Here is a 23,335-nt window from a genome sequence, read left to right as displayed (position 1 = left end):
GTCCTCTCGACACGGCTGCGCAACGGCACGTCGGACAGCAGCGTGGAACACCGGGGCGGGTCCGCGGCACCCCAGACCACCCCCGGTTTCCGCCCGCCCCGGTCCAGGGGGGGGAGGACAGGGGATCCCCCAGGGGGTGCGCCCGCCGGGTGCCGTCCAGAGGCGTTGTCAGGGGGCCCGTCGGGGGCGCTGTCAGGGGACGGCCGGCTCGGTGGCGAGGTGGGCGACCATGCTGTCGTAGCGGCGTACGAGGGCATCCTGGGAGCGGCTCAGTTCGTCGATGCGCCGTTGCAGGCGGGCGATCTCGCCGCCGAGTTCCAGGGCCTCGGAGAGGGTCGCGGTCCCGCCGCGGGGGAGTAGGTGGGGCGGGGCGGACAGATCGGGGGCGTGGTTGAGGACGGCTTCCATCCGGGCGCGCAGCGCCGGGCCCGGCTCGATGCCGAGGGCCTCCACCAGGCGCCGGCGGGCGCGTTCGTAGACGCCGAGGGCCTCGGCCTGGCGGCCACCGCGGTACAGGGCGACCATCAGCAGGTCGTAGAACCGTTCACGCAGCGGGTGGTCGATGGTCAGCTTCTCCAGTTCCCCGGTGATCTGGCCGTGCTGGGCGCAGCGCAGGCTGGCCTCGTACAGCGACTCCAGGGCCGTCAGCCGGCATTCCTCCAGCCGGTCCGCCTCGCTCGTGCACAGCGGGCCGAGGCGGCTGTCCTGGAGGGCGGGGCCGCGCCACAGGGACAGGGCGTGCCGCAGCAGCCGGACGGCGTACCCGGGGTCGGTCGAGACCGCCGCCCGGCCGAGGGCGGACAGCCGCTGGAAGCGCTCGACGTCGGTGGTGGCGGGGCCGAGGCTCAGCTGGTAGCCGGTCGGCAGGGTGCTGATCCACTCGTGGCCGGCGGAGCGCTCGCCCGGTTCGGGCAGCAGCCTGCGCAGCCGGGCCACATGGGCCTGGAGGGCGTTCTGGGCGTTGGCCGGCGGCCGGTCGCCCCAGAGTTCCTCGGTGAGCCGGTCGACGGACAGCAGCTGGTCGGCGTGCAGGACCAGCGCCGACAGCAGGGCTCGCTGCTTGGAACCCGAGGGCACGATGCCCGCGCCGGTCGTGCCGTCGTGCAGCTCGACCGGTCCCAGCAGCCGGAACTCGGTCTCCCCGGCGGCTCCGGGGGACGGCGGGCGGTGACCGGTGGCGGTGCCGCCCCGGGCGATCGACGGGGCACCGTCCGGCGGGTGTTCCATGAGGGCTCCCTCGTGGGTCGGTCGGTGGGGCGGCCGGTCGTGGGTCGGTCGGTCGTGGCCGGTCGTCGGCGTGGTGCGGTCGGCGGGTGGTCGTCGGCGGGGCGACCCGGGAAGCGGAGGACGGCAATCCGGTCCGGGGGCGGTCGGAGGGCAGGGGGATGGACGCTCGGGACGGTAACCGCCGCGAGGGCCCGGCGACGGAGTCGCGAGCCGGCCTCCAGCTGTCGTACAAGCGTTCTTGAGCAGGGCGTCGACAAGGCGGAAGCCCGTACGTGGAGAGTCGCTCGAACGCCACTGGAGATCCCGGGGGGTACGGCCCGAACGGGGCTAGCTTGCCTAACGGCCGACGGCTTTGAGCCACCGAGGGGCCTCGACCACTTGGACCGGTACGGGGAGGAAACCATGGAGATTCAGGTTCTGGGTCCGTTGCGCGCCGACGTCAACGGGGTCTCGATCGTTCCGACAGCGGGCAAGCCGAGGCAGATCCTCGCCCTGCTCTCGTTCTATCCGGGCCGGGTCATGCCCGTGCCCACGCTCATGGAGGAGATCTGGGGCACCAACATGCCGCAGAGCGCCATGACGACCATGCAGACCTACATACTGCAGCTCCGCCGCCGCCTCGGCACCGCGATGGGGCCCGACGCACCCGGCCGGGCCAAGGAGGTGCTCGCCACCCGGCACGGCGGATACCTGCTCCAGGTCCCGCCGGAGAGCGTCGACGTGCACCGCTACGAGCAACTGGTGACGGCCGGTCAGGCCGCCTTCGAGGAGGCCAGGGACGAGCAGGCCGCCGACCTGTTCCGTGACGCGCTGGCCCTGTGGCAGGGCCCGGCCCTGGTCGACGTCCGCGTCGGCCCGATCCTGGAGATCGAGGTCATGCGACTGGAGGAGAGCCGCCTGGGCACCGTGGAACGGCGCATCGACGTCGACCTCCGGCTCGGCCGGCACGCCGAACTCATCGCCGAACTGACTGATCTGATCGCCCGCCATCCGCAGCACGAGGGACTGCACTCGCAGGCGATGGTCGCGCTGTACCGCTCCGGCCGGCAGGCCACCGCGCTCGACGTCTACCGGCGGCTGCGCGGCCGCCTGATCGAGGAGCTGGGCGTGGAGCCGTCGCCGCAGTTGCAGCGGCTGCACCAGGCGATGCTCACCGTCGACCCGGCCCTGGACGTGGTGTGCGGACCGCGCCGCACCTCCACCTTCAACCTGTACGCCGCCTGAGGCGTACCCGAGTCCGGCGGGGCCCGGGCCGCCCGCGCCACGCCGGGCGGGCCGGCGCCGACGACTCCCGGACGTCCGGGGGCGACTCGCCAGGGAGGGACGGTTCATGTCCGACGCACCGCCGCTGCCCCTGCACTGCTTCGCACACGCCGGGGCCGGGATCTCCGCCTTCCACGGCTGGTCCGCCGCCCTGGGCGACGGCGCCGTGCCCGTGCCCCATCTGCTGCCGGGCCGCGAACGCCGCCGCCGCGAGCCCCGGGCGACCGGACGCGAGGCGCTCCTCGCCGACCTGCTCGACGGCTTCCGCGCGCCGGCCGGCCCGTACGCGCTCTACGGCCACAGCCTCGGCGCGCTGGTCGCCTACACCCTCGCCCGGGCGCTGCACGAGGCCGGGCTCCCCACCCCCGCGCTGCTGGCCGTGGGCGCCTGCCCGCCGCCCGACGCCGGCTCCGTGCTCTCCGACGCCTGCCGCGAGTCCCCGGGCACGCTGCGGGACCTGCTCGACGCCGTCGGCGCCGGCCCGGGGGACGCGGTCCCCGGCGACCTGTGGCAGCGCATGGTGCTGCCGGTGCTGCGGGACGACCTCACCCTCGCCGACGCCCTGCGCGCCGCCGCCCGCCGGCCGGTGACCGGCGGCCCGTTCCGGGTGCCGGTGCTGGCCGTCTCGGGCGCGCACGACCCGCTGGCGCCGCCCGCGGCGGTGGCGGGCTGGCAGCGCTGGACGGCGGGGCGGACGGTCACCCGCACCCTGCCCGGTGACCACTTCTTCGTCCGGGAGCAGCCACTGCCCCACCTGCTCGGGCGGGCCTGCCGCGTCGTACGCAGGCTGGCGGCGCCGCCCGCACTGTCGACCACCGGAGGACGAACGTGAGGGACAGCCGATGAGACGAGTCGCCATCACCGGGATCGGGGTGGTCGCGCCCGGGGGCGTGGGCACCGCCGCGTTCTGGTCGCTGCTCACCGAGGGACGCACCGCCACCCGGCCGATCACCCTCTTCGACGCCTCGGCGTTCCGGTCGCGCATCGCGGCCGAGGCCGACTTCGACCCCGCCCGGCACGGCTTCACCGCCGAGGAGACCCGGCGCCTGGACCGGGCCGCCCAGTTCGGGCTGGTCGCCGCCCGCGAGGCGGTCGCCGACAGCGGACTGGACACCGCCGCGACGGCGGAACGCACCGGCGTGGTGCTGGGCAGCGCCGTCGGGTGCAGCACCGGCCTCGACGAGATCTACGCGCACGTCAGCGAGCACGGCGCCGACTGGCAACTGGACCACACCCGTGCCGAGGCACGGCTCGGCGACTACCTGGTCCCCAGCTCCCTGGCCGCCGAGGTCGCCCGGGACGCCGGGGCCCTGGGACCCGTCGCCGTCGTCTCCACCGGCTGCACCTCCGGCCTGGACGCCCTCGGCCACGCCGTCGAACTCATCCGCGAGGGCAGCGCCGACGTGATGGTCGCGGGCGCCTCAGAGGCGCCGATCACCCCGATCACCCTGGCCTCCTTCGACGCCATCCGCGCCACCTCCGCCCGCAACGACGAACCGGAGACCGCCTCGCGGCCCTTCGACCGCACCCGCAACGGCTTCGTCCTCGGCGAGGGCTGCGCCGTGCTCGTCCTGGAGGAGTACGGACACGCGCTGCGGCGCGGCGCGCCCGTGTACGCCGAGATCGCCGGGTTCGCCGGCCGCTCCAACGCCTACCACATGACCGGACTGCGCCTGGACGGCGCGGAGATGGCGGAGGCCATCCGCGTCGCGCTGCTGGAGGCACGGCTGAACCCCGAGGACGTCGACTACGTCAACGCCCACGGCTCCGGCACCAAGCAGAACGACAAGCACGAGACGGCCGCCTTCAAACGCGCCCTGGGCGAGCACGCCCGTCGCGTCCCGGTCAGTTCCATCAAGTCGATGATCGGGCACTCGCTCGGCGCGATCGGCTCCCTGGAGATCGCCGCCTGCGCCCTGGCCATCAAGCACGACACCGTGCCGCCCACCGCCAACCTGCACGACCCCGACCCCGACTGCGACCTCGACTACACACCGCTGACCGCCCGCGAACAGCGCACCGACACCGTGCTCAGCGTCGGCAGCGGCTTCGGCGGCTTCCAGAGCGCGATGGTCCTCACCGACGGGCGACCGGAGGTGGCGGCATGACCGCCCTGGCCGCCCAGGAACGCGGACTGATCGGCGCCCGCGACGTCACGGCCGTCGTCACCGGCCTCGGCGTCGTGGCGCCCGGCGGGGTCGGCACCGAGTCCTGGTGGGCCTCCGTGCTGCGCGGCCACAACGCCATCGCCCCCGTCACCCGCTTCGACGCGTCCGGGTACCCCGTCCGGCTCGCCGGCGAGGTCAGCGGGTTCACCGACGAGGAGCACGTGTCCGGGCGGCTGCTGCCGCAGACCGACCGCGTCACCCGGCTCGCGCTCGCCGCCGCCGCCCAGGCCCTGGAGACGGCCGCGCTGGACCCCGCCCGACTGCCCGACTACGCCGTCGGCGTCGTCACCGCCAACGCCGCCGGCGGGTTCGAGTTCGGGCAGCGCGAACTCCAGGCCCTGTGGAGCCGGGGCAGCCGGCACGTCGGCGCCTACCAGTCCTTCGCCTGGTTCTACGCCGCCAACTCCGGCCAGATCTCCATCCGGCACGGGTTGCGCGGCCCCAGCGGCGTGGTCATCTCCGAACAGGCCGGCGGCCTCGACGCCGTCGCCCAGGCACGCCGCCTGCTGCGCCGGGGAACGGGCGCCGTGGTGACCGGCGGCGTCGACTCCACCCTGTGCCCCTGGGGCTGGACCGCCCACCTGGCCGCGGGCGGCCTGAGCACCGCCGAGGACCCCGACCGGGCCTACCTGCCCTTCGACGCCGCCGCACGCGGACACGTCGTCGGGGAGGGCGGTGCCCTGTTCGTCGTCGAGGACGGCGACACGGCGCGCGCCCGGGGCGCCGACGCCCTCGGCGTCGTCGCCGGGTGCGCGGCCACCTTCGACCCCGCACCCGGCACCGGCCGCCCCCGGCTGCTTCCCGCCGCCGAACTCGCCCTGGCCGACGCCGGGATCACCCCGGCCGACGTGGACGTCGTCTTCGCCGACGCCGCGGGCGAACGGGCCGCCGACCGGGCCGAGGCACAGACGCTGACCGCCCTGTTCGGGCCGTTCGGTGTGCCCGTCACCGCGCCCAAGACGATGACCGGGCGGCTGCTGTCGGGCGGCTCGGCGGTGGACCTGGCGGCGGCCCTGCTCGCCCTGCGCGACCAGGTGATCCCCCCGACCGTCGGCACGCGGCGCGTCGCCGACGACTGCCCGGTGGACCTGGTGACCGGCGCGGCCCGGCCCGCCCGGTTGCGCACCGCGCTGGTCCTGGCCCGCGGCCGGGGCGGCTTCAACGCCGCGACGGTCCTGCGGGCCGCCCGCTGACGACGACACCCGGTCCGGGCGGCCACGCCCGGCCCGGACCACCCACGGACCCAAGAAGGACGAGGCACATCGTGGACCGGCTGGAGCTGACCGAACTCACCGCCCTGCTGCGCGCGTGCGCCGGCGAGGGCGAGGGCATCGACCTGAACGGCGACGTCCTGGACACCCCCTTCCTCGACCTGGGCTACGACTCGCTCGCCCTGCTCCAGGTCACCGGCATCATCGAACGCGACCACGACGTCACGCTCGACGAGGAGGCACTGGACGAGGCCGAGACGCCGCGCCAGTACCTCGACCTCGTCAACGGGGCCCTGTCCGCGCGCACCACCGCCTGAAGGGGGGACACCGACATGGCGTCGCTGGGCGTACCCGGGACGAGCCGCGCCGACGCGCCGCGCGTCGACGTCTGTGTGGTCGGCGCAGGGCCCGCCGGACTGGCCCTCACCCTGATGCTGCTGCGCTCCGGCGTCGAGGTCGCCCTGGTGGAGCGCTCCACCGGCCTGCGCCGCGACTTCCACGGCGAGATACTCCAGCCCGGCGGACAACGCGTCCTCGACGAACTCGGCGTGCTGTCCGCCGCCCGCGCCCGCGGCGCCCGCGACCTGGACGCATTCCAGGTCCTCCAGGACGGGCGGGTGCTGCTCGACATCGACTACCGGCGGCTCGCCGCACCCTACGACCGTCTGCTCGCGCTGCCCCAGCGTCACCTGCTGGACGAACTGCTCGCAGCCTGCCGGGCGCTGCCCGGGCTCACGTTCCTGGAAGGGCACCGCGTCTCCGGGCTGCTGCGCGAGGGCGAGCGGATCGCGGGCGTGGTGGCGCACCGGCACGACGGCGGCAGCACCGGCGTGCGGGCCCGGGTCGTGGTCGGCGCCGACGGCCGCCACTCCCGCACCCGGATGCTGGCCGGCATCGACGCCGGCCGCCGGGAGGCCTTCGACCAGGACGTCGCCTGGTTCGCGCTGCCCGCGCCGGGGCACGCCACCGGCGCGGTACGCATCCACCGCACCGGGACGGGCGCGCTGCTCGTGCACGACACCCACCCGGACCGGCTGCGTGTCGGCTGGACCCTGCCGCACCGCACCTGGAGCCGGGTCGCAGTCCGCGGCATCGAGGACGTCCGCTGCGAACTGGCCGGCGCCCTGCCGCAGTTCGCGGACCTCCTCCACGAGCACCTGCGCTCGCTGTCCGACCTCACCCTGCTCGACGTGTTCGCCGCACAGGCCGCCCGGTGGGTGGACGACGGGCTGCTGCTCGTCGGCGACAGCGCCCACACCCACGGACCGATCGGCGCCCAGGGCATCAACCTCGCCCTCCAGGACGCCGCCGCCGCGCACCCCGTCCTGCTCGACGCCGTCCGCGCGGGCGACGCGAGCCGGGAGCGGCTGCTGCCCTACGAACGGCGGCGCAGGCCGGCGGCGGCCACCGTGCACCGCGTCCAGCGGATCCAGGCCAAGGCGCTGCTGGGCCGCAGCGGCCCGGTCGCCACCAGGCTGCGTTCCCGGGCCGCGTCGGTGGTCACCCGCTCCGGGATCGGCGAGCGCATCACCCACCGCATCGCCTACGGACCCGACCCGGCCACCGTACGCACGGATCTGTTCACCACCCCCGCGCCGAAGCCCGCCGATACTCCCGCGCCCCCGACGGGGCACGAGGCCCACGTCCCGTCGGGTGCCCGGAGCGGGGCGTGAGCGCGGCCGGCACGGCGGGGGAGCTGGTCGAGGTCGCCGACGGCGTGCACGCGTACGTGCAGATGGACGGCGGATGGTGCCTCAGCAACGCCGGACTCGTCACCGACGGGAACGACGCCCTCCTCGTGGACACCGCGGCGACCCGCGCGCGGACCCTGCGGCTGCGCGAGGCGGTGCTGCGGACCGTGCCGCGCCCGCCGCGCCTGCTGGTCAGCACCCACTTCCACGGGGACCACACCTTCGGCAACCACCTCTTCCCCGAGGCCCTGGTCGTCGCCCACGAACGGGCCCGCGAGGACGTCACCGCGGCCGGCCTGCACCTGACCGGCCTGTGGCCCGACGTGGGCTGGGGCGACCCGGAGGTGGTGGCGCCGCAGCTCACCTACCGCGACCGGATGACCGTGCACACGGGCCCGCTGCGCGCCGAACTGCTGCACCCGGGACCCGCGCACACCACCGGCGACACCGTCGTCTGGCTGCCCGGGCAGCGGGTGCTCTTCACCGGCGACCTCGTCATGTCGGGGGTGACGCCGTTCTGCCCGATGGGGTCGGTCGCCGGGTCGATCGAGGCACTGGACACCCTGCGCGCCCTCGACGCCCGCACCGTCGTCCCCGGCCACGGCCCGGTGGGCGGACCGGAGCTGTTCGACGCCAACGAGGCCTACCTGCGCCGCCTCCAGCGCCTGGCCGCCGACGGCCTGGCCGCCGGACTGGGACCCCTGGAGACCGCCCGCGAGGCCGGCCCCGGACCCTACGCCGACCTGCTCGACGCGGAACGGCTGGTGCCCAACCTGCACCGTGCCTTCCACGAGGCGCTCGGCGGCCGGCCCGGCGACCCGCTGGACATCCCCGCGCTCTTCGCCGAGATGGCGCGCTACCACGGAGGGCTCCCGGTCTGCCGCGCCTGAGCACGGCCCGGGAACGCCCCCAGGAGGCCCTCAGAAGGACAGGTGGTCCGGGACGACGCGCCGCTCGCGGGTGAGCAGCGCGCCGTCCCGGACCACCAGCAGGTCCTCCACCACGCTGCTCGGCCCGATGTCCGGCACCGGGTTCCAGGGCCGGGTGACGGCCACCAGCGTGTAGTACCGCGTGTGCAGCGCCCCGTCCGGACGGACCGACACCCGCAGCATGTTGTACCAGTGCCGCCTGCGCACCTCCTCCGAGCGGAACCGCCGTTCGTGGGCGGCCAGCAGCGCGGCCGCGATGGCCGCGCGACCGTGGGCGGCCGGCACCGAGGGCGAGGGCGAGAGGACGCCGTCCTCGGTGAACGTCTCCGCGAACTCATGGGCCCGCAGCTCGTCCAGCAGCGCGACCTGGTCCGCGTAGAACTGCTGGACGCGCGCGTACAGGGCGGTCCCGTCGGTGGCGGACCCTTCCCCGATCGTCTGCACCGTCATGTCGTCAGCCTCCTTCAGGCCAGGTCGTCCCGGGTGACCACACGGCGCCGGGTCTGCCAGTCGCCGCCCGCGGGGACCAGCTCGTCCTCCATGACGCAGACCCGCAGCAGTCGCGAACCGCCGCCCCGGGGCGTGACGTACACCAGGGCGTAGCAGCGGGTGCGCAGCGTCCCGTCCGGGCCGGGGCGCACGTCGAGCATGCCGATCCAGTGCCGGTGCTGTTCGCCGCTGTCCTCCTGGCGGCGCCGGTTGCGCAGCACGTTGGCGACCAGGCCCGCTCTGCCGCGCACCGGCGCGTCCAGGGTCGGCACGCTGAACACGGCGTCCTCGGTGAACGTCGCGGCCCAGCGGTCGGCGTCGTGCAGGTCGAAAAGCTGCATCTGGTGCGCGTAGAACCGCTGCACCCGTGCGTACAGGTCGCCGAACCCCGTCTGCCCGGCGAGGTCTACGGAGCGTTCGAGCGTCTCGGTGGTCATGCGGACCAGCCTTTCGTTCCGTCGGTTGCGCCCACTGTCCGCCGCCCGGATCGAGTGCTCTTCGAACCTTCCTCAAGCGGTTCGGCAGAACGTGGACAGCGCCCCCCGAGACCCGCTGGAGGACGAGCCGTGGCGAACCTCGCGTACCCCGACATGACGGTGGACGGTCTGCTGCGCACGGCCGCCGTCCGTGATCCCGAGGGGCTCGCCGTACGCACCGGGCGCCGCGCCTGGACCTTCGGCGAGCTGGACGCGCTGGCCGACCGGATCGCCGCGTTCGTACAGCGCGCGACCGGGGGACGGCCGGGCGCGCGCGTGGGTGTCGCCTGCGTCCTCGACCCGGTGTTCGCCGCCGCCTACCACGGCGCCGCGCGCGGCGGCGCCACGGTCGTGCTGGTCAATCCGCTGATGGGCGCACACGGACTGCGGCACGTCCTCACCGCCGCGGACGTCGAACTGGCCCTGGTGCCCTCGGCCGTCGCCGGGCACCTGGCCGGACTGCGCGGCGCCCTGCCCGCCCTGCACACGGTCGTCGTGACCGACGCCGACGCCTCCGGCGCGGTGCCTTCCGGCTGCCTGTCCCTGAACGTGGCCCTCGAAGGCCTGACCGAGGCCGCCCTGGGACGCCCCGGCGGCGCGGACCCCGACGCGGTCGCCTGCGTGCAGTTCACCACCGGGACCACCGGAATGCCCAAGGGCGTCCTGCTCACCCACCGCAACCTCGTCGCCAACGCCCGCCAGACGGCCCTCGCGCACGGCCTCGGCCCCGGCTCGGTCGCCCTCAACCACCTGCCGCTGTACCACGTCATGCACCTCAACAGCGCGCTGGACGCGGGCGCCTGCCAGGTCCTGTGCGCCGACCCCGACCCGGTGACCTCACTGGCCGTCGCCGCCGGCACCGGCGCCACCCACTACTACGGGCTGCCCGCCCGCCTGCACCGCCTCGCCGTCGACGAGCGGCTGCCCCGCACCCCCCGCGCCGCCCGCGGCGGCACCCGCCTCACCGCCGTCCTGTCCGGCGGCTCGGCGCTGCTGCCCGAGGCCGCGCACACCCTCGGCGACCTGCTCGGCGTCCCCGTCGTGCAGGGCTACGGCATGGCTGAACTGTCCCCGCTCACCCACTGCCGGCGCCCCGGCAGCCCGCCACGGCCCGGCACCGTCGGCACCCCCGTGCCCGGGACCGACTGCCGGCTCGTGGACCTCGCCACCCGCCGCCCGGTCGACGCCGGCTCCCTGGGCGAGGTGCAGGTCAGGGGACCGCAGCTGATGGCCGGGTACCTCGGTGAGGACACCCGCTCCCGCGTCGACGCGGACGGCTGGTTCAGCACCGGGGACATCGGGACGGCCGACGACGACGGGGTGCTGCGGCTGGTGGACCGCGTCGACGACATCTTCAAGTACGACAACGAGATCGTCTCGCCCGCCCGCGTCGAACGGGCCCTCGCCCGGGACCCGCGGGTCGCCGACTGCGTCGTCGCGGGCCTGCGCGACGCCGAGCACGGCCGGACGGCCTGGGCCGGCGTCGTCCTGCGCGAGGACCCGGGGGAGCGGAGGGCGGACGCCGTCCTGCGCTCCGTCGTCGCGCGCGCCAACGAACGGCTCGCCTCCTTCGAGCACATCCGCGCCGCCGACGTCCTGTCCGCCGTACCACGCACCCCCACCGGCAAACCCGCGCGCAGCCGCGTGCGGCAGGCGCTCGCCGAGCGGGCCGCGTTCCGCACCCGGTCCGCGCCACGTTCCCTCCACCACCTCCAGGAGCAGACCATGGTGACCTTCGTCAACAAACTGACCGTGCACGGCGACCTCGACACCTTCCTCAGCGTCAAGAACCAGCTCACCGCCTACATGGCCGCCCAGCCCGGCTACGTCAGCCACCAGGTCATGCGCCACGCCTGGCACCCCAACGTCTACCTGGAGCTGGCCGTCTGGGAGGACGCCGACGCGCACCAGAGGGCCGTGCGCAGCGAGGAGTTCCAGGCCCTGGTCAAGCAGCTCGGCCCGCTCGCCACCCCCGAGCCCGGACTGTTCGAGACGGTGGAGGCGAGCGCCTGATGACCGGCCCCGGGCGGCCCCGGGCCGTCGTCGTGGGCGCCGGCCCCGTCGGACTGACCGCCGCACACGAACTCGCCCGCAGGGGCGTCGCGGTGCGCCTGATCGACGCCGCCGACGGACCCGCGCGCACCAGCAGGGCGGTGGCCGCGCACCCGCGCACCCTGGAGACGTTCGCGCAGATGGGCATCGTCGACGCCGTGATCGCGCGGGGCCGCCGCAACCGGGCCTTCACCATGTACGCCCGCGGGCGCCGCCTGGTGCGCCTGGAGGCCGACTACTCCACCATGCCGACCTCCCACCCGTACTCGCTGATCGTCGCCCAGACCGACACCGAGGCCGAACTGCGCCGGGCCGTGGCCCGGCACGGCGTCGAGGTCGAGTGGGGGACCCGCCTGACCGCGTTCGAGCAGGACGACGACCGCGTGGTGCTGCGACTGGCCCGCGACGGCCGGGAGGAGGACGTCGAGACGTCGTGGCTGGTGGGCTGCGACGGCGGGCACAGCACCGTGCGCAAGCTGCTCGGGCTGGAACTGCTCGGGGAGACCAGCGAGACCTGGATGCTCGCCGACGCGCCCGTCGACATCGACCTGCCGCCCGACACCATCTACTGGGCGCACACCGGCAGCCAGACGATGATGATGGTGCCCTACGCCCGGGACGGGTACTGGAGGCTCCTCGACACCGCGCCCGGTCCTGACGCCGCGTCCCGGGCCGCCGCGGACGCCGCCGGCACCGCCGCCCGGTTCGGCGCCAAGCTGACGGCCGGCCTCGGACGCACCGCCCGGGTCGGCCCACCGGAGTGGACCTCCGTCTTCACCTTCCAGCAGCGCATGGTCCGGCGCATGCAGCGGGGCCGGGTCTTCGTCGCCGGAGACGCCGCGCACGTGCACAGCCCCGCCTCCGGCCAGGGCATGAACACCGGCATCCAGGAGGCCTACAACCTGGCCTGGAAACTGGCCCAGGTCGAGCAGGGGCACGCGGGACCGGAACTGCTGGAGACCTACAGCGAGGAGCGGGTGCCCATCGGCGAGGCCCTGCTCGGCTCCACCCGCACCGCCACCTCCCTCGTCCAGCTCAAGAACCTCCTGGCGTCGGTGGCGCTGCCCGTCGTCTTCACCGTCGTGCGCAACGTGCCGAGACTGCGGCGCGCCATCCAGCGCAAGGTGCTCGGCGGCATGTCCGGACTGCGCCTCGGCTACCCCGGGTCCCCGCTGACCACCCCCGACCAGCACCCGCACCTCACCGTCGCCGGACCCGCGCCCGGCGAGCGGGCCACCGCGGCCCCGGTCCACGACCCCGACGTGCCCGGCTTCCGCGCCCTGCACGAGGAACTGCGCGACCCCCGCTGGTCGCTGCTGCTGGCCGGCGGCGGCACCGGACCGGGCGACGGACCCGCCGGCGTCGCCGTCACCGCCGCCGTGCAGTACGGCGAGTGGCTGTCCGTCCGCACCGTAGGGGGCGGCCCCACCGAGGGCCCCGCCCCCCTCACCGACCCGGGCTCCGCGCTGCGCCGGGCGCTCGGCCTGGCACCCGGCTGCTGGCTGCTTGTCCGCCCGGACGGCTACGTCGCCGCACGCGGCCGCACCCTGACCCGCACGGCGCTGGAGCAGTCCCTGGCCCCGCTGCGTCCGGCCACCCGCCTCGCCGGGGAGCCCCCGCGCGAACCGGCCGTCGCACGCCCCGCCCCCGCACCCCGCTCGAAGGAGGACCGACCGTGACCGCCGCCCGACCCGCCGTCACCCCCGACGGCCCCACCACCCCCGTCGCCCTGGTCACCGGCGCCACCAGCGGCATCGGACTGGCCGTGGCCCGCGAACTGGGCCGCGCGGGCCACCGCGTCTTCCTGTGCGCCCGCACCGACGCCGACGTCAAGCAGACCGTCGAGGACCTGCGCGCCGAGGGCCTCCAGGCGGACGGCCAGGCCGCCGACGTGCGCTCCCGCACCGCGGTGGCCGACCTGGTGCGTGCCGCGGTGGACACGTACGGGCCGGTCACGGTCCTGGTCAACAACGCCGGACGCAGCGGCGGCGGCGTCACCGCCGACCTCACCGACGACCTCTGGTACGACGTCATCGACACCAACCTCAACAGCGTGTTCCTGGTGACCCGCGAGGTACTGAAGAACGGCGGCCTGTCCGGCGCCGCACACGGACGGATCATCAACATCGCGTCCACCGCCGGCAAGCAGGGCGTGCTGCTCGGCGCCCCCTACAGCGCCTCCAAGCACGGCGTCGTCGGCTTCACCAAGGCCCTGGGCCGCGAACTCGCGCCCACGGGCGTCACCGTCAACGCGGTCTGCCCGGGCTACGTCGAGACGCCGATGGCCTCCCGCGTACGGCAGGGGTACGCCGCCGCCTGGGACACCACCGAGGACGCGGTGCTGGAGCAGTTCGAGGCGAAGATCCCCCTCGGCCGCTACTCCACGCCGCAGGAGGTCGCCGCGCTCGTGGCCTATCTGGCCTCCGGACCGGCCGCGTCCGTCACCGCGCAGGCGATCAACGTCTGCGGCGGACTGGGCAATTTCTGAGACGACGTCGGACCACGACGTCAGAGAAGAGGTGTGTGGTGACGGGTGAGCGCGTGCACAGGACGTCGCACTCGACCGAGGTGGACGCCCCGGCCGGGATCGTCTACGGACTGATCGCGGACGCGGTGCGGTGGCCGCTGTTCTTCCCCCCCAACGTCCACGTCGAGAAACTGGAGACGGACGGGACCAACGAGCGCCTGCGCATGTGGGCGACGGCCAACGGCCAGGTGCGGTCCTGGATCTCGCGGCGGGTGCAGGACCCGGCGACCCGGCGGGTGGAGTTCCGCCAGTCGCACCCCCAGGCGCCGGTGGAGACCATGCACGGCACCTGGGCGGTCGAGGAGCTGCCGGGCGGCACCACCCTGCTGACCCTGCTGCACGACTTCACCGTCCACGGGGACCGGCCGCAGGACGTGGACTGGGTGCAGCGCGCCGTCGACACCAACTCCCGCGCCGAACTGGCCGGCCTCAGGCAGCTCGCCGAGCGCTGGCGGCACTTCGACGAACTGGTGCTGTCCTTCGAGGACTCGGTCCGCGTGGACGCCCCCGCCGAGCTGGTCTACGACTTCCTCTACCGGGCCGGCGACTGGCCCCGGCTGATCCCCCACGTGTCCCGGCTGGAGCTCACGGAGGACGCGCCCGGCGTCCAGGTCATGGCGATGGACACGCTCACCGCGGACGGCGCCGCGCACACCACCGAGTCCGTGCGGATCTGCTTCCCGCACGCCGGCCGCATCGTCTACAAGCAGACGGCCACCCCCGCGCTGATGGAGGCGCACACCGGCGAGTGGTCCGTGGTGTCCGACGGCAGCGGGACGACCGCCGTCTCCCAGCACAGCGTGGTGCTGCGCGAGGACGCGGTCGAACGTGTCCTCGGCCCCGGCGCGGACCTGGCGCAGGCCCGCCGATACGTCCGCGAGGCCCTCGGCCGCAACTCCACGGCCACCCTCGAACTGGCCCGGGAACACGCCGAGTCCGCGGTCCGCTCCGGCTGAACCGCCCGTGCGCCCGCGGTCCGTCGCGGCTCCGGGCGCACTCCAGCGCCGCCCGGGACAGTCGACGGTGGAGTCATTCCACGGATCCCGGCGGGGCCGCACGAGGACAGGACGGTGAGGCGATGAGCACGGACGCCAGGGCGAGGACGGCGGCGTACCTCTCCAGGTTCTTCCCGGTCCACGACCTCGGGGACGACGACGACATCTTCGAGCAGGGCTACGTCAGCTCCCTGTTCGCGCTCCAACTGGTGGCCTTCGTCGAGCGCGAGTTCGACGTCACCGTCGAGGAGGCGGACATGGAACTCGAGCACTTCCGCACCCTCCGCGCGCTCGACGCCTTCGTCACGCGCAAGCAGTCCGCGCGGGCGGGCGTCTGACGGCACACCCCCGGGCCGCGTCCGCGCGGTGGTCCGGCCCGGCTCCGGCACCGCTCCACCACCGCTGCGGCCGCTCACGAGGCGGCACCGCCAAGGTGGTCCCCAGGCGTGCGAGAGACCCCGTCAGGGGACGAAGGAGCTGATCACCGCGCCATGACCGGCACCGCGCAGACCGCAGCCGCAGCCGCGTCGGCGCCCGGCGGCCCGCCGGGCCGCTGGGAGGCGGACGCACGCGCGCGTGCGGCACGGCTCGAAGCCCTGCTCGGCGACCCGTACGAGCCGGCCAACCCGCACGGACTGCGCGCCCTGTTCGACGCCGACGGCCGGCGCACCCCACCGCCCGACACCGAGGCCCTGCTCGACGAGGAGGGCTGGGCCGCCGAGTTCGTGCCCGCCGCGTACGGCGGCCGGCTCACCCGCGCGGACCTGCTCGCCCGGGCCCTGCGCCCGGTCTTCCGGCGGGACGTCGCCCTGGGCTTCGGCCACGGCATCACCTCGATGTTCGCGACCGGCGCCGTCTGGGCGGCCGGCGACGAACGCCTGCGGCACGAGGTGGCCGCCCTGCTGCTGGGCGGCGGACGCGCCACGATCCTGCACCACGAACTCGCCCACGCCAACGCCATCCTGCGGGACGAGTTCACCGCCCGCCCGGCCCCCGGCGGCGGCCACCGCCTGTACGGCCGCAAGGACGTCGTCATCAACGCCTCGCGCGCCGACGCCCACGTCGTCTACGCCCGCACCGACGCCGCCCGGGGACCGCGCAGCCACTCGGTGTTCCTCCTGGACCCCGCGCGGGCCGCGCCCGGCACCATGCGCCACCTGCCGCGGGTGGAGACCTCCGGCATGCGCGGAGCGCTCTTCAGCGGCCTGGAGTTCGAGGGCCGCGCCGTGCCGGGGGACACGCTCGTCGGCGGCCTCGGCGACGGCGTCGCCCTGGCCCTGCGCACCTTCCAGGTCAACCGCAGCGTGATCTGCGGCGTCGTCACCGCCGCCGCCGACACCGTCCTGCACTCCGCGGTCCGCGCCGCCACCACCGGACGCGCCGGCCCCGTCGCCCGCCGCTGGCACAAGCCCCTCACCGGCGTCTTCGCCGACCTGCTGGCCTGCGACGCGATGGCCACCGTCGCGCTGCGCGCGCTCGGCCTGCTGCCCGGCCGGGCCCATGTGTGCGCCGCGGCCGTCAAGTACGTCGTCCCCGACCTGCTGCGGGAGGACCTGGAGGAGCTGGCCGCCGTGCTGGGCGGCCGGGGCTACGACCTCGACAGCCCCGAGTACGGCGCCCTCGACAAGCTGGTCCGGGACCTGCCGGTGGCCGGCCTCGGCCACGCCGGCACCGCCTCCTGCCAGGCCGTGATCGTCCCGCAGCTCCGGACGCTGGCGGAGACCGCCTGGTTCGCCGAGGAGGAGCCGCCGCCCGAACTGTTCCGCCCGGGCGCCGAACTGCCCGCGCTGGACTTCCGGACGCTGGGCATCGCGGGCGGCGGCGACTTCATGGCGGCGTCCCTGGCCGGCTCGGCCGCCCGCCTCGCCGCCGGCCGCGCGGTCGGCGGCCAGATCGGCGCGCTCGCCGAACTCGCCGAGGCGTTCGTCGCCGAACTGCGCGCCCTGCGCGAGACCTGCCGGACCCTGCCCCCCTACGGCAGCCGGGGCCTCGCCGACCCGGCGGTGTGCGTCCTCAGCGACCGCTACAGCCTGCTCGTCGGCGCCGCCGCGGTCCTCGGCGTCTGGGAGGGCCAGGACGGCACCGACCCGTTCCTCGCCGACCCGGCCTGGGCCGTGCTGGCCCTGTCCCGGCTGGGTGCCCGGCTCGGCGTCCCCGTGCCCGACCTGCCCGACGGCTGCGTACGACAGGTGCTCGACGAACTGATCCGCCGCTACCGGTCCGGCCTCGGCTGCGACCTGGACGCCACCGTCCTGGCCCAGTGACACCCCCGGCACCGCGGCCGGCCCGGCGGCGCAGACCGCACGCGGACGGCACCGCCCCGCACCCCCGCCTGCCCGACCCACCGAAAGGGTGGACCGAAGTGGACCCCCTGACAGACACCGGCACCGTCGACACCGACCGCATCAGCGAACCCGTCCACGTCGGCGGCCCCGACGGCCCCTGGCAGCGGGTCCGCGAGGACATGCGGGCACGCGGCAACGCCACGGTGTTCACCACGTGGGGCGAGTGGCTCGGCACCGCCGTCACCGACCCGGGCCTGCGCCCCCTGCTGGGCCGGGACTGGCAGCGTTACCGGCGCACCACCGACCCGCTCATCCGCTACCGGTTCGTCACCTCGCGCCTGGTCACCAAGTTCACGGCCGCCGCCGCGCTGGACACGCGGGCCACCGACCTGAACCTGGCGTACAAGATCGGCGGGCGGCCCTACCTGCGCGGTCTCGACCAGGTCGACATCAGCCTCACCCACACCGACGACCTGATCGCCGTGGGCGTCAGCCGCAACGGCCGGATCGGCGTGGACGCCGAACCCGCCGGCCGCCCCATGTCGTTCGACCTGCTGCACGGCCACATGTGCAGCCCCGCCGAACGCGCCGAACTGGAGCGGATGCCCCCCGAGCAGCGGTCGGCGGCCCTGCTGCGGCTGTGGACCCTGAAGGAGGCGTACACCAAGGCCATCGGCCAGGGACTGCGCCTGGGCTTCACCGAGTTCGGGTTCGGCGGCGGCGGCGAAACGGGCCTGCTGACCCCCGGCGGCCGGCCCGCCTCCCGCGGCGAATGGGCCTTCGGCACGCACCGGGTGCTCGGCCGCTACCTCCTCAGCGTCGCCTGCCACGACGCCGGCCTGGACACCTCCCGCGACACCGCCGCCGGCAGCATGCTCGACGAGGGCTTCATGGGCGCCGTCGCCGGCTTGCTCGACGCGGGACCGCCGGACGGCCCCGCGCCCGGTCCGGGCACCTGAGCCACGGGCGCCGGCCCTGTCCAGCGCCGTGTCAGCGCGGTGTCGGGCCCGTGTCGGCGCCGCCGCGCATACTCGTCGGGCGTTCCCACAGAGGGGAGGGAGGGGGCCTTCGAGCCGCACGCCGAGGTCGTGCACACAGCCGCCGTGCACACCGCCGTACGCGTGGACGTACGCCGTACGCGACCACGGAAGGTGCCCGCCCCACACCGTCGATGACCGCACACCACACAGCACCGAAGCCACCGCCCGGCCGGGACACGACCGTCGTCCTCGACCTCGGTCCTGCCCCCCACGACGACCCGGCACTGGAAGTGCTCGGCCCGCTGGACGGGGACCGGCTGGAGGCCGCCCTCGACCAGGTCGCCGTCCACCACCCCGACGCGCCCGCCCGGCCGCACCGGGTCGAGGGTCACGGGCCCGCGCGCCACACCCTGCGGCTGTCCCCCGGGACGCCCGGCGTCGCCTTCCCCTGGGGCCTGCTCGCCGACCTGCTCACCCACCCGGCGCCCGGCGCCCGCACCACCCGGTCCGTGCCGCCCACCGCACTCCAGCGCGAACTGCTCGCCGACGCCGACGCCCACCCCGGCCGGCACGTGGAGCGCCTGACCTGGGCCTGGCACGGCCGGCTCGACCCGGAGCGGTTCCGCGCCTCCTGGCAGTCCGTCGTCGACCGGGAAAGCGTCCTGCGCGCCGCCTTCGGCGAGGGCCCCGAACCGCTGCTCCTGCTCCACGACGTCGTGACCGCGGAGGTCCTGTGGCTGCCCGAGGGCACGGTCGGCTGGCCCGACCTGGTCGCGCACGACGTCCGGCGCGGACTCGACCCGCGCCTGCCCCCCGCCCTGCGGGTCACCGTCCTGGGCGGCGGATCCGCCGGGCGCGACGGTGACACGCCCTCCCGGGTGCTGCTCACCTACCACCACGCGCTGCTCGACGACTTCAGCGCCCGCCTGCTCGTGCGCGAGTTCCACCGCGCCTACCTGGCCGGCGGCCGGCTGCCCGGCGGCGAACGGCGCCCCGACATCCGGGACTACGTCCGCTGGCTGCACCGTCAGGACACCGCGCCGGCCCGTGACTACTGGTCGCGGTCCGCGCCTCGCGCCGACGCCGTCTCCCCCGTCCCGCTCACCGCCCCCCCGGGGCCGGCCGCCGCGTCCCCCGTTCCCGCCGGGCGCGCCGAGGTGCGGCTCGACGCGGCCCTCACCGAGCGGCTCACCGCCTGGGCCGCCCACTGGGGCAGCACCGAGAGCGGCGTCCTGCAGACCCTGTGGGCCGTCCTGCTGTACCGGGCCAGCGGGGCGAAGGGCCCGGCGCAGGTCCGCTTCGGCGTCGCCGCCTCCGGTCGCGGCATCCTGCTGGAGGGCGCCGAACGCCTCCCCGGCCCCCTGCGCACGGCGCTGCCCCTGAGCGTCGAGGTCGACCCCCGGTCAACGGTGGCGACCCTGCTCGCCGAGGTGCGCGACCGGATGCTGGACATGGCGGCCTACGAATGGGTCTCGCCCGGCCAGATCCGCGACTGGTCCACCTCCCCGACGCCCGTGTCGCAGGCGCCCGCCTCCGCGCTCCCGGACGGCAGCCTCCTGGTCTTCGAAGGCGGCCCCCGCCCCCTCGACGACCTGTCGGCCGGACTCGCCGTGCTGGGCGTCCGGGTGGGACGGCCCGAACCGCTGGGCGCCCGCACCGCCTTCCCCGTCACCCTCGTCACCCGGCACGACGCCGACGGTGGACTCGTCCTGACCGCGTCCCACGACAGCTCCCCCTACGCCGACGCGACCGCGGTGCTCGCCGACAGCGCGTCGCTGCTGACCGAGGTGCCCTACCTGGCCGCCGACTCCACCACCGTCGCCGACCTGCTGCGCCTGCTGTCCACGGCCCCCGCCGCACCCACCGCCCCCGCCGGTCCGCCCCCCGCCGCCGGGCCCGGGGCCGACACCGAACCCGCGCTCGTCCCGCTGCGGCCGGCCGCCGGCCCCGGCGCGGGCACCGTCTGTCTCGTCCAGACGCACGGCCTGCCCCGCACGCGCTACGCCCGGCTCGCCGAGGCCTACCGGGGCCCCGAGGCGGTCGTCCTGCTGCGCACCACGGGAAGCGGCCGGTCCGCCGCACCGCACCCCGCGCGGGACACCGACCCGCTGCTCGTCCTCGCCGCCTTCTCCGGCGGCGGCACCGCCGCCTGCGAGACCGCCCGGCGCATCGCCGCGGACGGAGGACGGCCCCCGCTCGTGGTGCTCACCGGTACCACGACCGACGACGCAGCCTTCGCCAGGACGCTCGAATCCGTCGCCGCACGAGCCGGACGCCCCAGGTGACCGGCATGCCGGCGGCGCAGCGACGGCCGGGTCCGCCGGCCGTCGTCGGACGCCACACCACTGGAGAGCCATGTCCCGTCGCCTGTTCACCTCGGAGTCCGTGACCGAGGGCCATCCCGACAAGATCGCCGACCAGATCAGTGACGCCGTCCTCGACGCCCTCCTCCGCGAGGACCCCGGCGCCCGAGTCGCCGTCGAGACGCTCATCACCACCGGCCAGGTGCACATCGCCGGCGAGGTCACCACCACGGCGTACGCCCCGATCGCCCAGCTCGTCCGGGACACCATCCTGGCCATCGGCTACGACTCCTCACGCAAGGGCTTCGACGGCGCCTCCTGCGGCGTGTCCGTGTCGATCGGCGCGCAGTCCCCGGACATCGCGCAAGGCGTCGACACCGCGTACGAGGCCCGCGTGGAGGGCGAGGACGACGAGCTGGACCGGCAGGGCGCCGGCGACCAGGGCCTGATGTTCGGCTACGCCACCACCGAGACGCCCTCCCTGATGCCGCTGCCCATCGAACTGGCCCACCGGCTGTCCCGCCGCCTGACCGAGGTCCGCAAGGACGGGACCGTGCCCTACCTGCGTCCCGACGGCAAGACCCAGGTCACCATCGAGTACGAGGGCAGCCGCCCGGTCCGTCTGGACACGGTCGTGGTCTCCTCCCAGCACGCCTCCGACATCGACCTCGACGCGCTGCTCACTCCGGACATCCGCCAGTACGTCGTCGAGCACGTCCTCGCCGAGCTGGCCGGGGACGGCATCAAGCTGGAGACCGACGACTACCGCCTGCTGGTGAACCCGACCGGGCGCTTCGAGATCGGCGGCCCGATGGGCGACGCCGGCCTGACCGGCCGCAAGATCATCATCGACACCTACGGCGGCATGGCCCGCCACGGCGGCGGCGCCTTCTCCGGCAAGGACCCCTCAAAGGTGGACCGTTCGGCGGCGTACGCGATGCGCTGGGTCGCCAAGAACGTCGTCGCCGCCGGCCTCGCCGAGCGCTGCGAGGTCCAGGTGGCCTACGCCATCGGCAAGGCCGAGCCGGTCGGCCTCTTCGTGGAGACCTTCGGCACCGGGCGGGTCGGCCAGCGGCGCATCGAGGATGCCGTCAGCGAGGTCTTCGACCTGCGCCCCGGCGCCATCGTCCGCGACCTCGACCTGCTGCGCCCGATCTACGCCCAGACCGCCGCGTACGGCCACTTCGGCCGCGAGCTGCCCGACTTCACGTGGGAACGCACCGACCGCGTCCAGCAGTTGCGGGACGCGGCCGGTCTCTGAGCGGAGGCCGTGCTCACCGAGTTCCCCGGCCGCGGCCCCGTACCAGGGTCGCGGCCAGCAGCACCAGGCAGGCGAAGGCCGCCGACGCGGCGAAGCCGCCCGTCATCCCGCCGGTCTGCGAGGACACCGTGACCAGGGCCGCGAGGCCGACCGAACCGCCCACGGACTGAAGGGCGTTGAGCACCCCGGCCGCACCGCCCGCCTCGTCGGCGCGCAGCCCCGAGGTGGCCAGCACGGTCGCCGGCAGCACACTGCACGCCATGCCCGCCCCGAGCAGCGGCAGGGCCGGCAGCACGGACGTGACGTAGGAGTCACCCGCCGACAGTGCGGCCAGCCACAGGTTCCCGGCCGCCAGCATCGAGGCGCCCGCGATCCACATGCGGCGGGCGCCCGTGTACCGCTCCAGGCGGCCGGCGGCGACCGCCGTGGCCGCCATCGTGACCGGCAGCGGCAGCAGCGCACAGGCGGTGGCGAGGGCCGACCACCCGTGCTGTCGCTGGAAGAACTGGTTGAGGAAGAAGTACGTGCCGATCAGCGCGCCCGGCACCGCGAGCGTGCCCGCGTAGGCGAGCAGCCGGTCCCGGTCGGCGAACAGCCGGGGCGCCACGATCGGCTGCCGGGCCCGCCGCTCGACCACCGCGAACACGCCCAGCAGCGCCGCCCCGGCTCCCACCCAGCCCGTCACCCCCGGGTCGTTCCACGGCAGTTCGGCGGCCCGCGTCAGCCCGTACACCAGCGTCGCCGCGCCCGCCGCCGACAGCAGCGCCCCCGCCAGGTCGAACCGGCCGCGGTGGCGGGGCGTCTCGCGCAGCACCAGCGGCGCCAGCAGCAGGATCGCCAGGCCCACCGGAACGTCCAGCAGAAGCACCCAGCGCCACGAACCGAGCGAGGTCAGCGCCCCGGCCAGCAGCAGCCCGCCGGCCGTGCTGACGGCTCCGACGGTGGTGCACAGGGCGATGGCCCGCTTGCGGCAGCCGCCCTCGGCGAAGGTGCTCAGCAGCAGCGCCAGCCCGCTCGGCGCCGCCAGCGCCGCCCCCGCGCCCTGCACGGCCCGGACGACCACCAGGAACTCGACCGACGGCGCAAGCGGCCGCAGTGCCGCGGCGACGGTGAACAGGGCGACGCCCGCCGTGAACACCCGGCGGCGGCCCAGCAGGTCACCGGCCCGGCCACCGAGCAGCAGCAGCCCGCCGAAAGCCAGCAGATAGGCGTTGATCACCCACGACGCGCCGACGGCGGACAGCCCGAGCCCTTCGCGCATGCCGGGCAGTGCGATGTTCACGATCGGGTCGTCGAGCTGGATCATCGCGTTGCACCCGGCGATCACCCCGAGCGCGGCGGCCGACCGGCCCCGGATGCGCGGGCGGGGTGCGGGCGCCTCCCGCACCCGCACCCGTGTGACGGGCTGCTCCGGAACCTGCGTGGTCATGGCGGCCTCCTGCCGGTGGTACGACGGCACACGGACGCCGCCACCCTGC

Annotated in this window: 20 protein-coding genes; 16 read left to right on the top strand and 4 right to left on the bottom strand. The window is 75.3% G+C overall.

Annotated elements, in window-relative coordinates; all coding sequences use genetic code 11:
* Positions 1 to 192: 192 nt before the first annotated feature.
* Positions 193 to 1,227 (bottom strand): AfsR/SARP family transcriptional regulator, encoded by a 1,035-nt coding sequence (locus ELQ39_RS00835; protein WP_242590592.1) that lies wholly within the window; start codon positions 1,225 to 1,227, stop codon positions 193 to 195.
* A gap of 402 nt (positions 1,228 to 1,629) precedes the next feature.
* Between ELQ39_RS00835 and ELQ39_RS00830 the strand changes: the two genes are divergently transcribed.
* The 7 genes from ELQ39_RS00830 to ELQ39_RS00800 all read left to right on the top strand — a co-directional run bounded on the left by ELQ39_RS00830 (position 1,630) and on the right by ELQ39_RS00800 (position 8,450).
* On the top strand, positions 1,630 to 2,451 hold the full coding sequence (locus ELQ39_RS00830; RefSeq protein ID WP_190005782.1) for an AfsR/SARP family transcriptional regulator: 822 nt from the start codon (positions 1,630 to 1,632) through the stop codon (positions 2,449 to 2,451).
* A 106-nt stretch (positions 2,452 to 2,557) separates the two neighbouring features.
* On the top strand, positions 2,558 to 3,322 hold the full coding sequence (locus tag ELQ39_RS00825) for a thioesterase II family protein (protein WP_190005783.1): 765 nt from the start codon (positions 2,558 to 2,560) through the stop codon (positions 3,320 to 3,322).
* A 10-nt stretch (positions 3,323 to 3,332) separates the two neighbouring features.
* Positions 3,333 to 4,598, top strand: a complete 1,266-nt coding sequence (locus ELQ39_RS00820) for a beta-ketoacyl-[acyl-carrier-protein] synthase family protein (protein WP_242590591.1) — start codon at positions 3,333 to 3,335, stop codon at positions 4,596 to 4,598.
* Positions 4,595 to 5,851, top strand: a complete 1,257-nt coding sequence (locus ELQ39_RS00815; protein WP_242590589.1) for a ketosynthase chain-length factor — start codon at positions 4,595 to 4,597, stop codon at positions 5,849 to 5,851. The genes ELQ39_RS00820 and ELQ39_RS00815 overlap by 4 nt, the downstream gene beginning before the upstream one ends.
* 71 nt (positions 5,852 to 5,922) lie before the next feature.
* Positions 5,923 to 6,186 (top strand): acyl carrier protein, encoded by a 264-nt coding sequence (locus tag ELQ39_RS00810; protein ID WP_190005786.1) that lies wholly within the window; start codon positions 5,923 to 5,925, stop codon positions 6,184 to 6,186.
* Between the two features lie 15 nt (positions 6,187 to 6,201).
* On the top strand, positions 6,202 to 7,542 hold the full coding sequence (locus ELQ39_RS00805) for an FAD-dependent monooxygenase (protein ID WP_242590587.1): 1,341 nt from the start codon (positions 6,202 to 6,204) through the stop codon (positions 7,540 to 7,542).
* The gene (locus ELQ39_RS00800; RefSeq protein WP_337662984.1) at positions 7,539 to 8,450 is read left to right on the top strand and encodes an MBL fold metallo-hydrolase; all 912 of its coding nucleotides are present in this window, start codon (positions 7,539 to 7,541) and stop codon (positions 8,448 to 8,450) included. The genes ELQ39_RS00805 and ELQ39_RS00800 overlap by 4 nt, the downstream gene beginning before the upstream one ends.
* A 30-nt stretch (positions 8,451 to 8,480) precedes the next feature.
* Here ELQ39_RS00800 and ELQ39_RS00795 read toward each other — a convergent pair whose 3' ends face one another.
* Together ELQ39_RS00795 and ELQ39_RS00790 are read right to left on the bottom strand one after the other, a co-directional pair.
* Positions 8,481 to 8,939, bottom strand: coding sequence for a nuclear transport factor 2 family protein (locus ELQ39_RS00795; protein WP_242590584.1), 459 nt, complete (start codon positions 8,937 to 8,939; stop codon positions 8,481 to 8,483).
* A gap of 14 nt (positions 8,940 to 8,953) precedes the next feature.
* Positions 8,954 to 9,415: a nuclear transport factor 2 family protein gene (locus ELQ39_RS00790; RefSeq protein ID WP_242590582.1), complete on the bottom strand. Its 462-nt coding sequence runs from the start codon at positions 9,413 to 9,415 to the stop codon at positions 8,954 to 8,956.
* A 129-nt stretch (positions 9,416 to 9,544) separates the two neighbouring features.
* On the opposite strand from ELQ39_RS00790, the gene ELQ39_RS00785 reads away from it, so the two are divergent.
* From ELQ39_RS00785 to metK, 9 genes are all read left to right on the top strand, one after another.
* Complete coding sequence (locus tag ELQ39_RS00785) at positions 9,545 to 11,467, top strand: AMP-binding protein (RefSeq protein ID WP_242590568.1); 1,923 nt, start codon at positions 9,545 to 9,547, stop codon at positions 11,465 to 11,467.
* Positions 11,467 to 13,185 carry an FAD-dependent oxidoreductase gene (locus ELQ39_RS00780; RefSeq protein WP_242590567.1) on the top strand — a complete coding sequence of 573 codons (1,719 nt, stop codon included), beginning with the start codon at positions 11,467 to 11,469 and terminating at the stop codon, positions 13,183 to 13,185. The genes ELQ39_RS00785 and ELQ39_RS00780 overlap by 1 nt, the downstream gene beginning before the upstream one ends.
* Positions 13,182 to 13,994, top strand: coding sequence for an SDR family NAD(P)-dependent oxidoreductase (locus tag ELQ39_RS00775; protein ID WP_242590565.1), 813 nt, complete (start codon positions 13,182 to 13,184; stop codon positions 13,992 to 13,994). Before ELQ39_RS00780 ends, ELQ39_RS00775 begins: the two co-directional genes overlap by 4 nt.
* Positions 13,995 to 14,032: 38 nt before the next feature.
* Entirely contained in the window at positions 14,033 to 14,989 is a 957-nt protein-coding gene (locus tag ELQ39_RS00770; RefSeq protein ID WP_242590562.1) for an aromatase/cyclase, read from the top strand.
* A gap of 122 nt (positions 14,990 to 15,111) precedes the next feature.
* On the top strand, positions 15,112 to 15,366 hold the full coding sequence (locus tag ELQ39_RS00765) for an acyl carrier protein (RefSeq protein ID WP_225629111.1): 255 nt from the start codon (positions 15,112 to 15,114) through the stop codon (positions 15,364 to 15,366).
* Between the two features lie 153 nt (positions 15,367 to 15,519).
* Complete coding sequence (locus ELQ39_RS00760) at positions 15,520 to 17,292, top strand: acyl-CoA dehydrogenase (protein ID WP_190005795.1); 1,773 nt, start codon at positions 15,520 to 15,522, stop codon at positions 17,290 to 17,292.
* Between the two features lie 98 nt (positions 17,293 to 17,390).
* Positions 17,391 to 18,272, top strand: a complete 882-nt coding sequence (locus tag ELQ39_RS00755) for a 4'-phosphopantetheinyl transferase family protein (protein ID WP_225629110.1) — start codon at positions 17,391 to 17,393, stop codon at positions 18,270 to 18,272.
* A 212-nt stretch (positions 18,273 to 18,484) separates the two neighbouring features.
* Positions 18,485 to 20,578: a condensation domain-containing protein gene (locus tag ELQ39_RS00750; protein ID WP_242590560.1), complete on the top strand. Its 2,094-nt coding sequence runs from the start codon at positions 18,485 to 18,487 to the stop codon at positions 20,576 to 20,578.
* A 70-nt stretch (positions 20,579 to 20,648) separates the two neighbouring features.
* Positions 20,649 to 21,857 (top strand): methionine adenosyltransferase, encoded by a 1,209-nt coding sequence (metK, locus tag ELQ39_RS00745; protein WP_190005797.1) that lies wholly within the window; start codon positions 20,649 to 20,651, stop codon positions 21,855 to 21,857.
* Between the two features lie 13 nt (positions 21,858 to 21,870).
* Here the strand turns inward: metK and ELQ39_RS00740 are convergent, their stop codons facing one another.
* Positions 21,871 to 23,286, bottom strand: a complete 1,416-nt coding sequence (locus tag ELQ39_RS00740) for an MFS transporter (RefSeq protein ID WP_242590558.1) — start codon at positions 23,284 to 23,286, stop codon at positions 21,871 to 21,873.
* Between the last annotated feature and the right edge of the window lie 49 nt (positions 23,287 to 23,335).

It is taken from the genome of Streptomyces sp. GB4-14 (assembly GCF_022696125.1).
GTDB lineage: Bacteria > Actinomycetota > Actinomycetes > Streptomycetales > Streptomycetaceae > Streptomyces > Streptomyces werraensis.
Note: the sequence above shows the minus strand (reverse complement) of the source record. Positions and strands in the feature narration are given on the sequence as shown.

Coding starts and splice junctions, on each gene's coding strand:
- ELQ39_RS00835 (WP_242590592.1), bottom strand. CDS start 1,227: ATGGAACACCCGCCGGACGGTGCCCCGTCGATCGCCCGGGGCGGCACC.
- ELQ39_RS00830 (WP_190005782.1), top strand. CDS start 1,630: ATGGAGATTCAGGTTCTGGGTCCGTTGCGCGCCGACGTCAACGGGGTC.
- ELQ39_RS00825 (WP_190005783.1), top strand. CDS start 2,558: ATGTCCGACGCACCGCCGCTGCCCCTGCACTGCTTCGCACACGCCGGG.
- ELQ39_RS00820 (WP_242590591.1), top strand. CDS start 3,333: ATGAGACGAGTCGCCATCACCGGGATCGGGGTGGTCGCGCCCGGGGGC.
- ELQ39_RS00815 (WP_242590589.1), top strand. CDS start 4,595: ATGACCGCCCTGGCCGCCCAGGAACGCGGACTGATCGGCGCCCGCGAC.
- ELQ39_RS00805 (WP_242590587.1), top strand. CDS start 6,202: ATGGCGTCGCTGGGCGTACCCGGGACGAGCCGCGCCGACGCGCCGCGC.
- ELQ39_RS00795 (WP_242590584.1), bottom strand. CDS start 8,939: ATGACGGTGCAGACGATCGGGGAAGGGTCCGCCACCGACGGGACCGCC.
- ELQ39_RS00790 (WP_242590582.1), bottom strand. CDS start 9,415: ATGACCACCGAGACGCTCGAACGCTCCGTAGACCTCGCCGGGCAGACG.
- ELQ39_RS00780 (WP_242590567.1), top strand. CDS start 11,467: ATGACCGGCCCCGGGCGGCCCCGGGCCGTCGTCGTGGGCGCCGGCCCC.
- ELQ39_RS00765 (WP_225629111.1), top strand. CDS start 15,112: ATGAGCACGGACGCCAGGGCGAGGACGGCGGCGTACCTCTCCAGGTTC.
- ELQ39_RS00760 (WP_190005795.1), top strand. CDS start 15,520: ATGACCGGCACCGCGCAGACCGCAGCCGCAGCCGCGTCGGCGCCCGGC.
- ELQ39_RS00750 (WP_242590560.1), top strand. CDS start 18,485: ATGACCGCACACCACACAGCACCGAAGCCACCGCCCGGCCGGGACACG.
- metK (WP_190005797.1), top strand. CDS start 20,649: ATGTCCCGTCGCCTGTTCACCTCGGAGTCCGTGACCGAGGGCCATCCC.
- ELQ39_RS00740 (WP_242590558.1), bottom strand. CDS start 23,286: ATGACCACGCAGGTTCCGGAGCAGCCCGTCACACGGGTGCGGGTGCGG.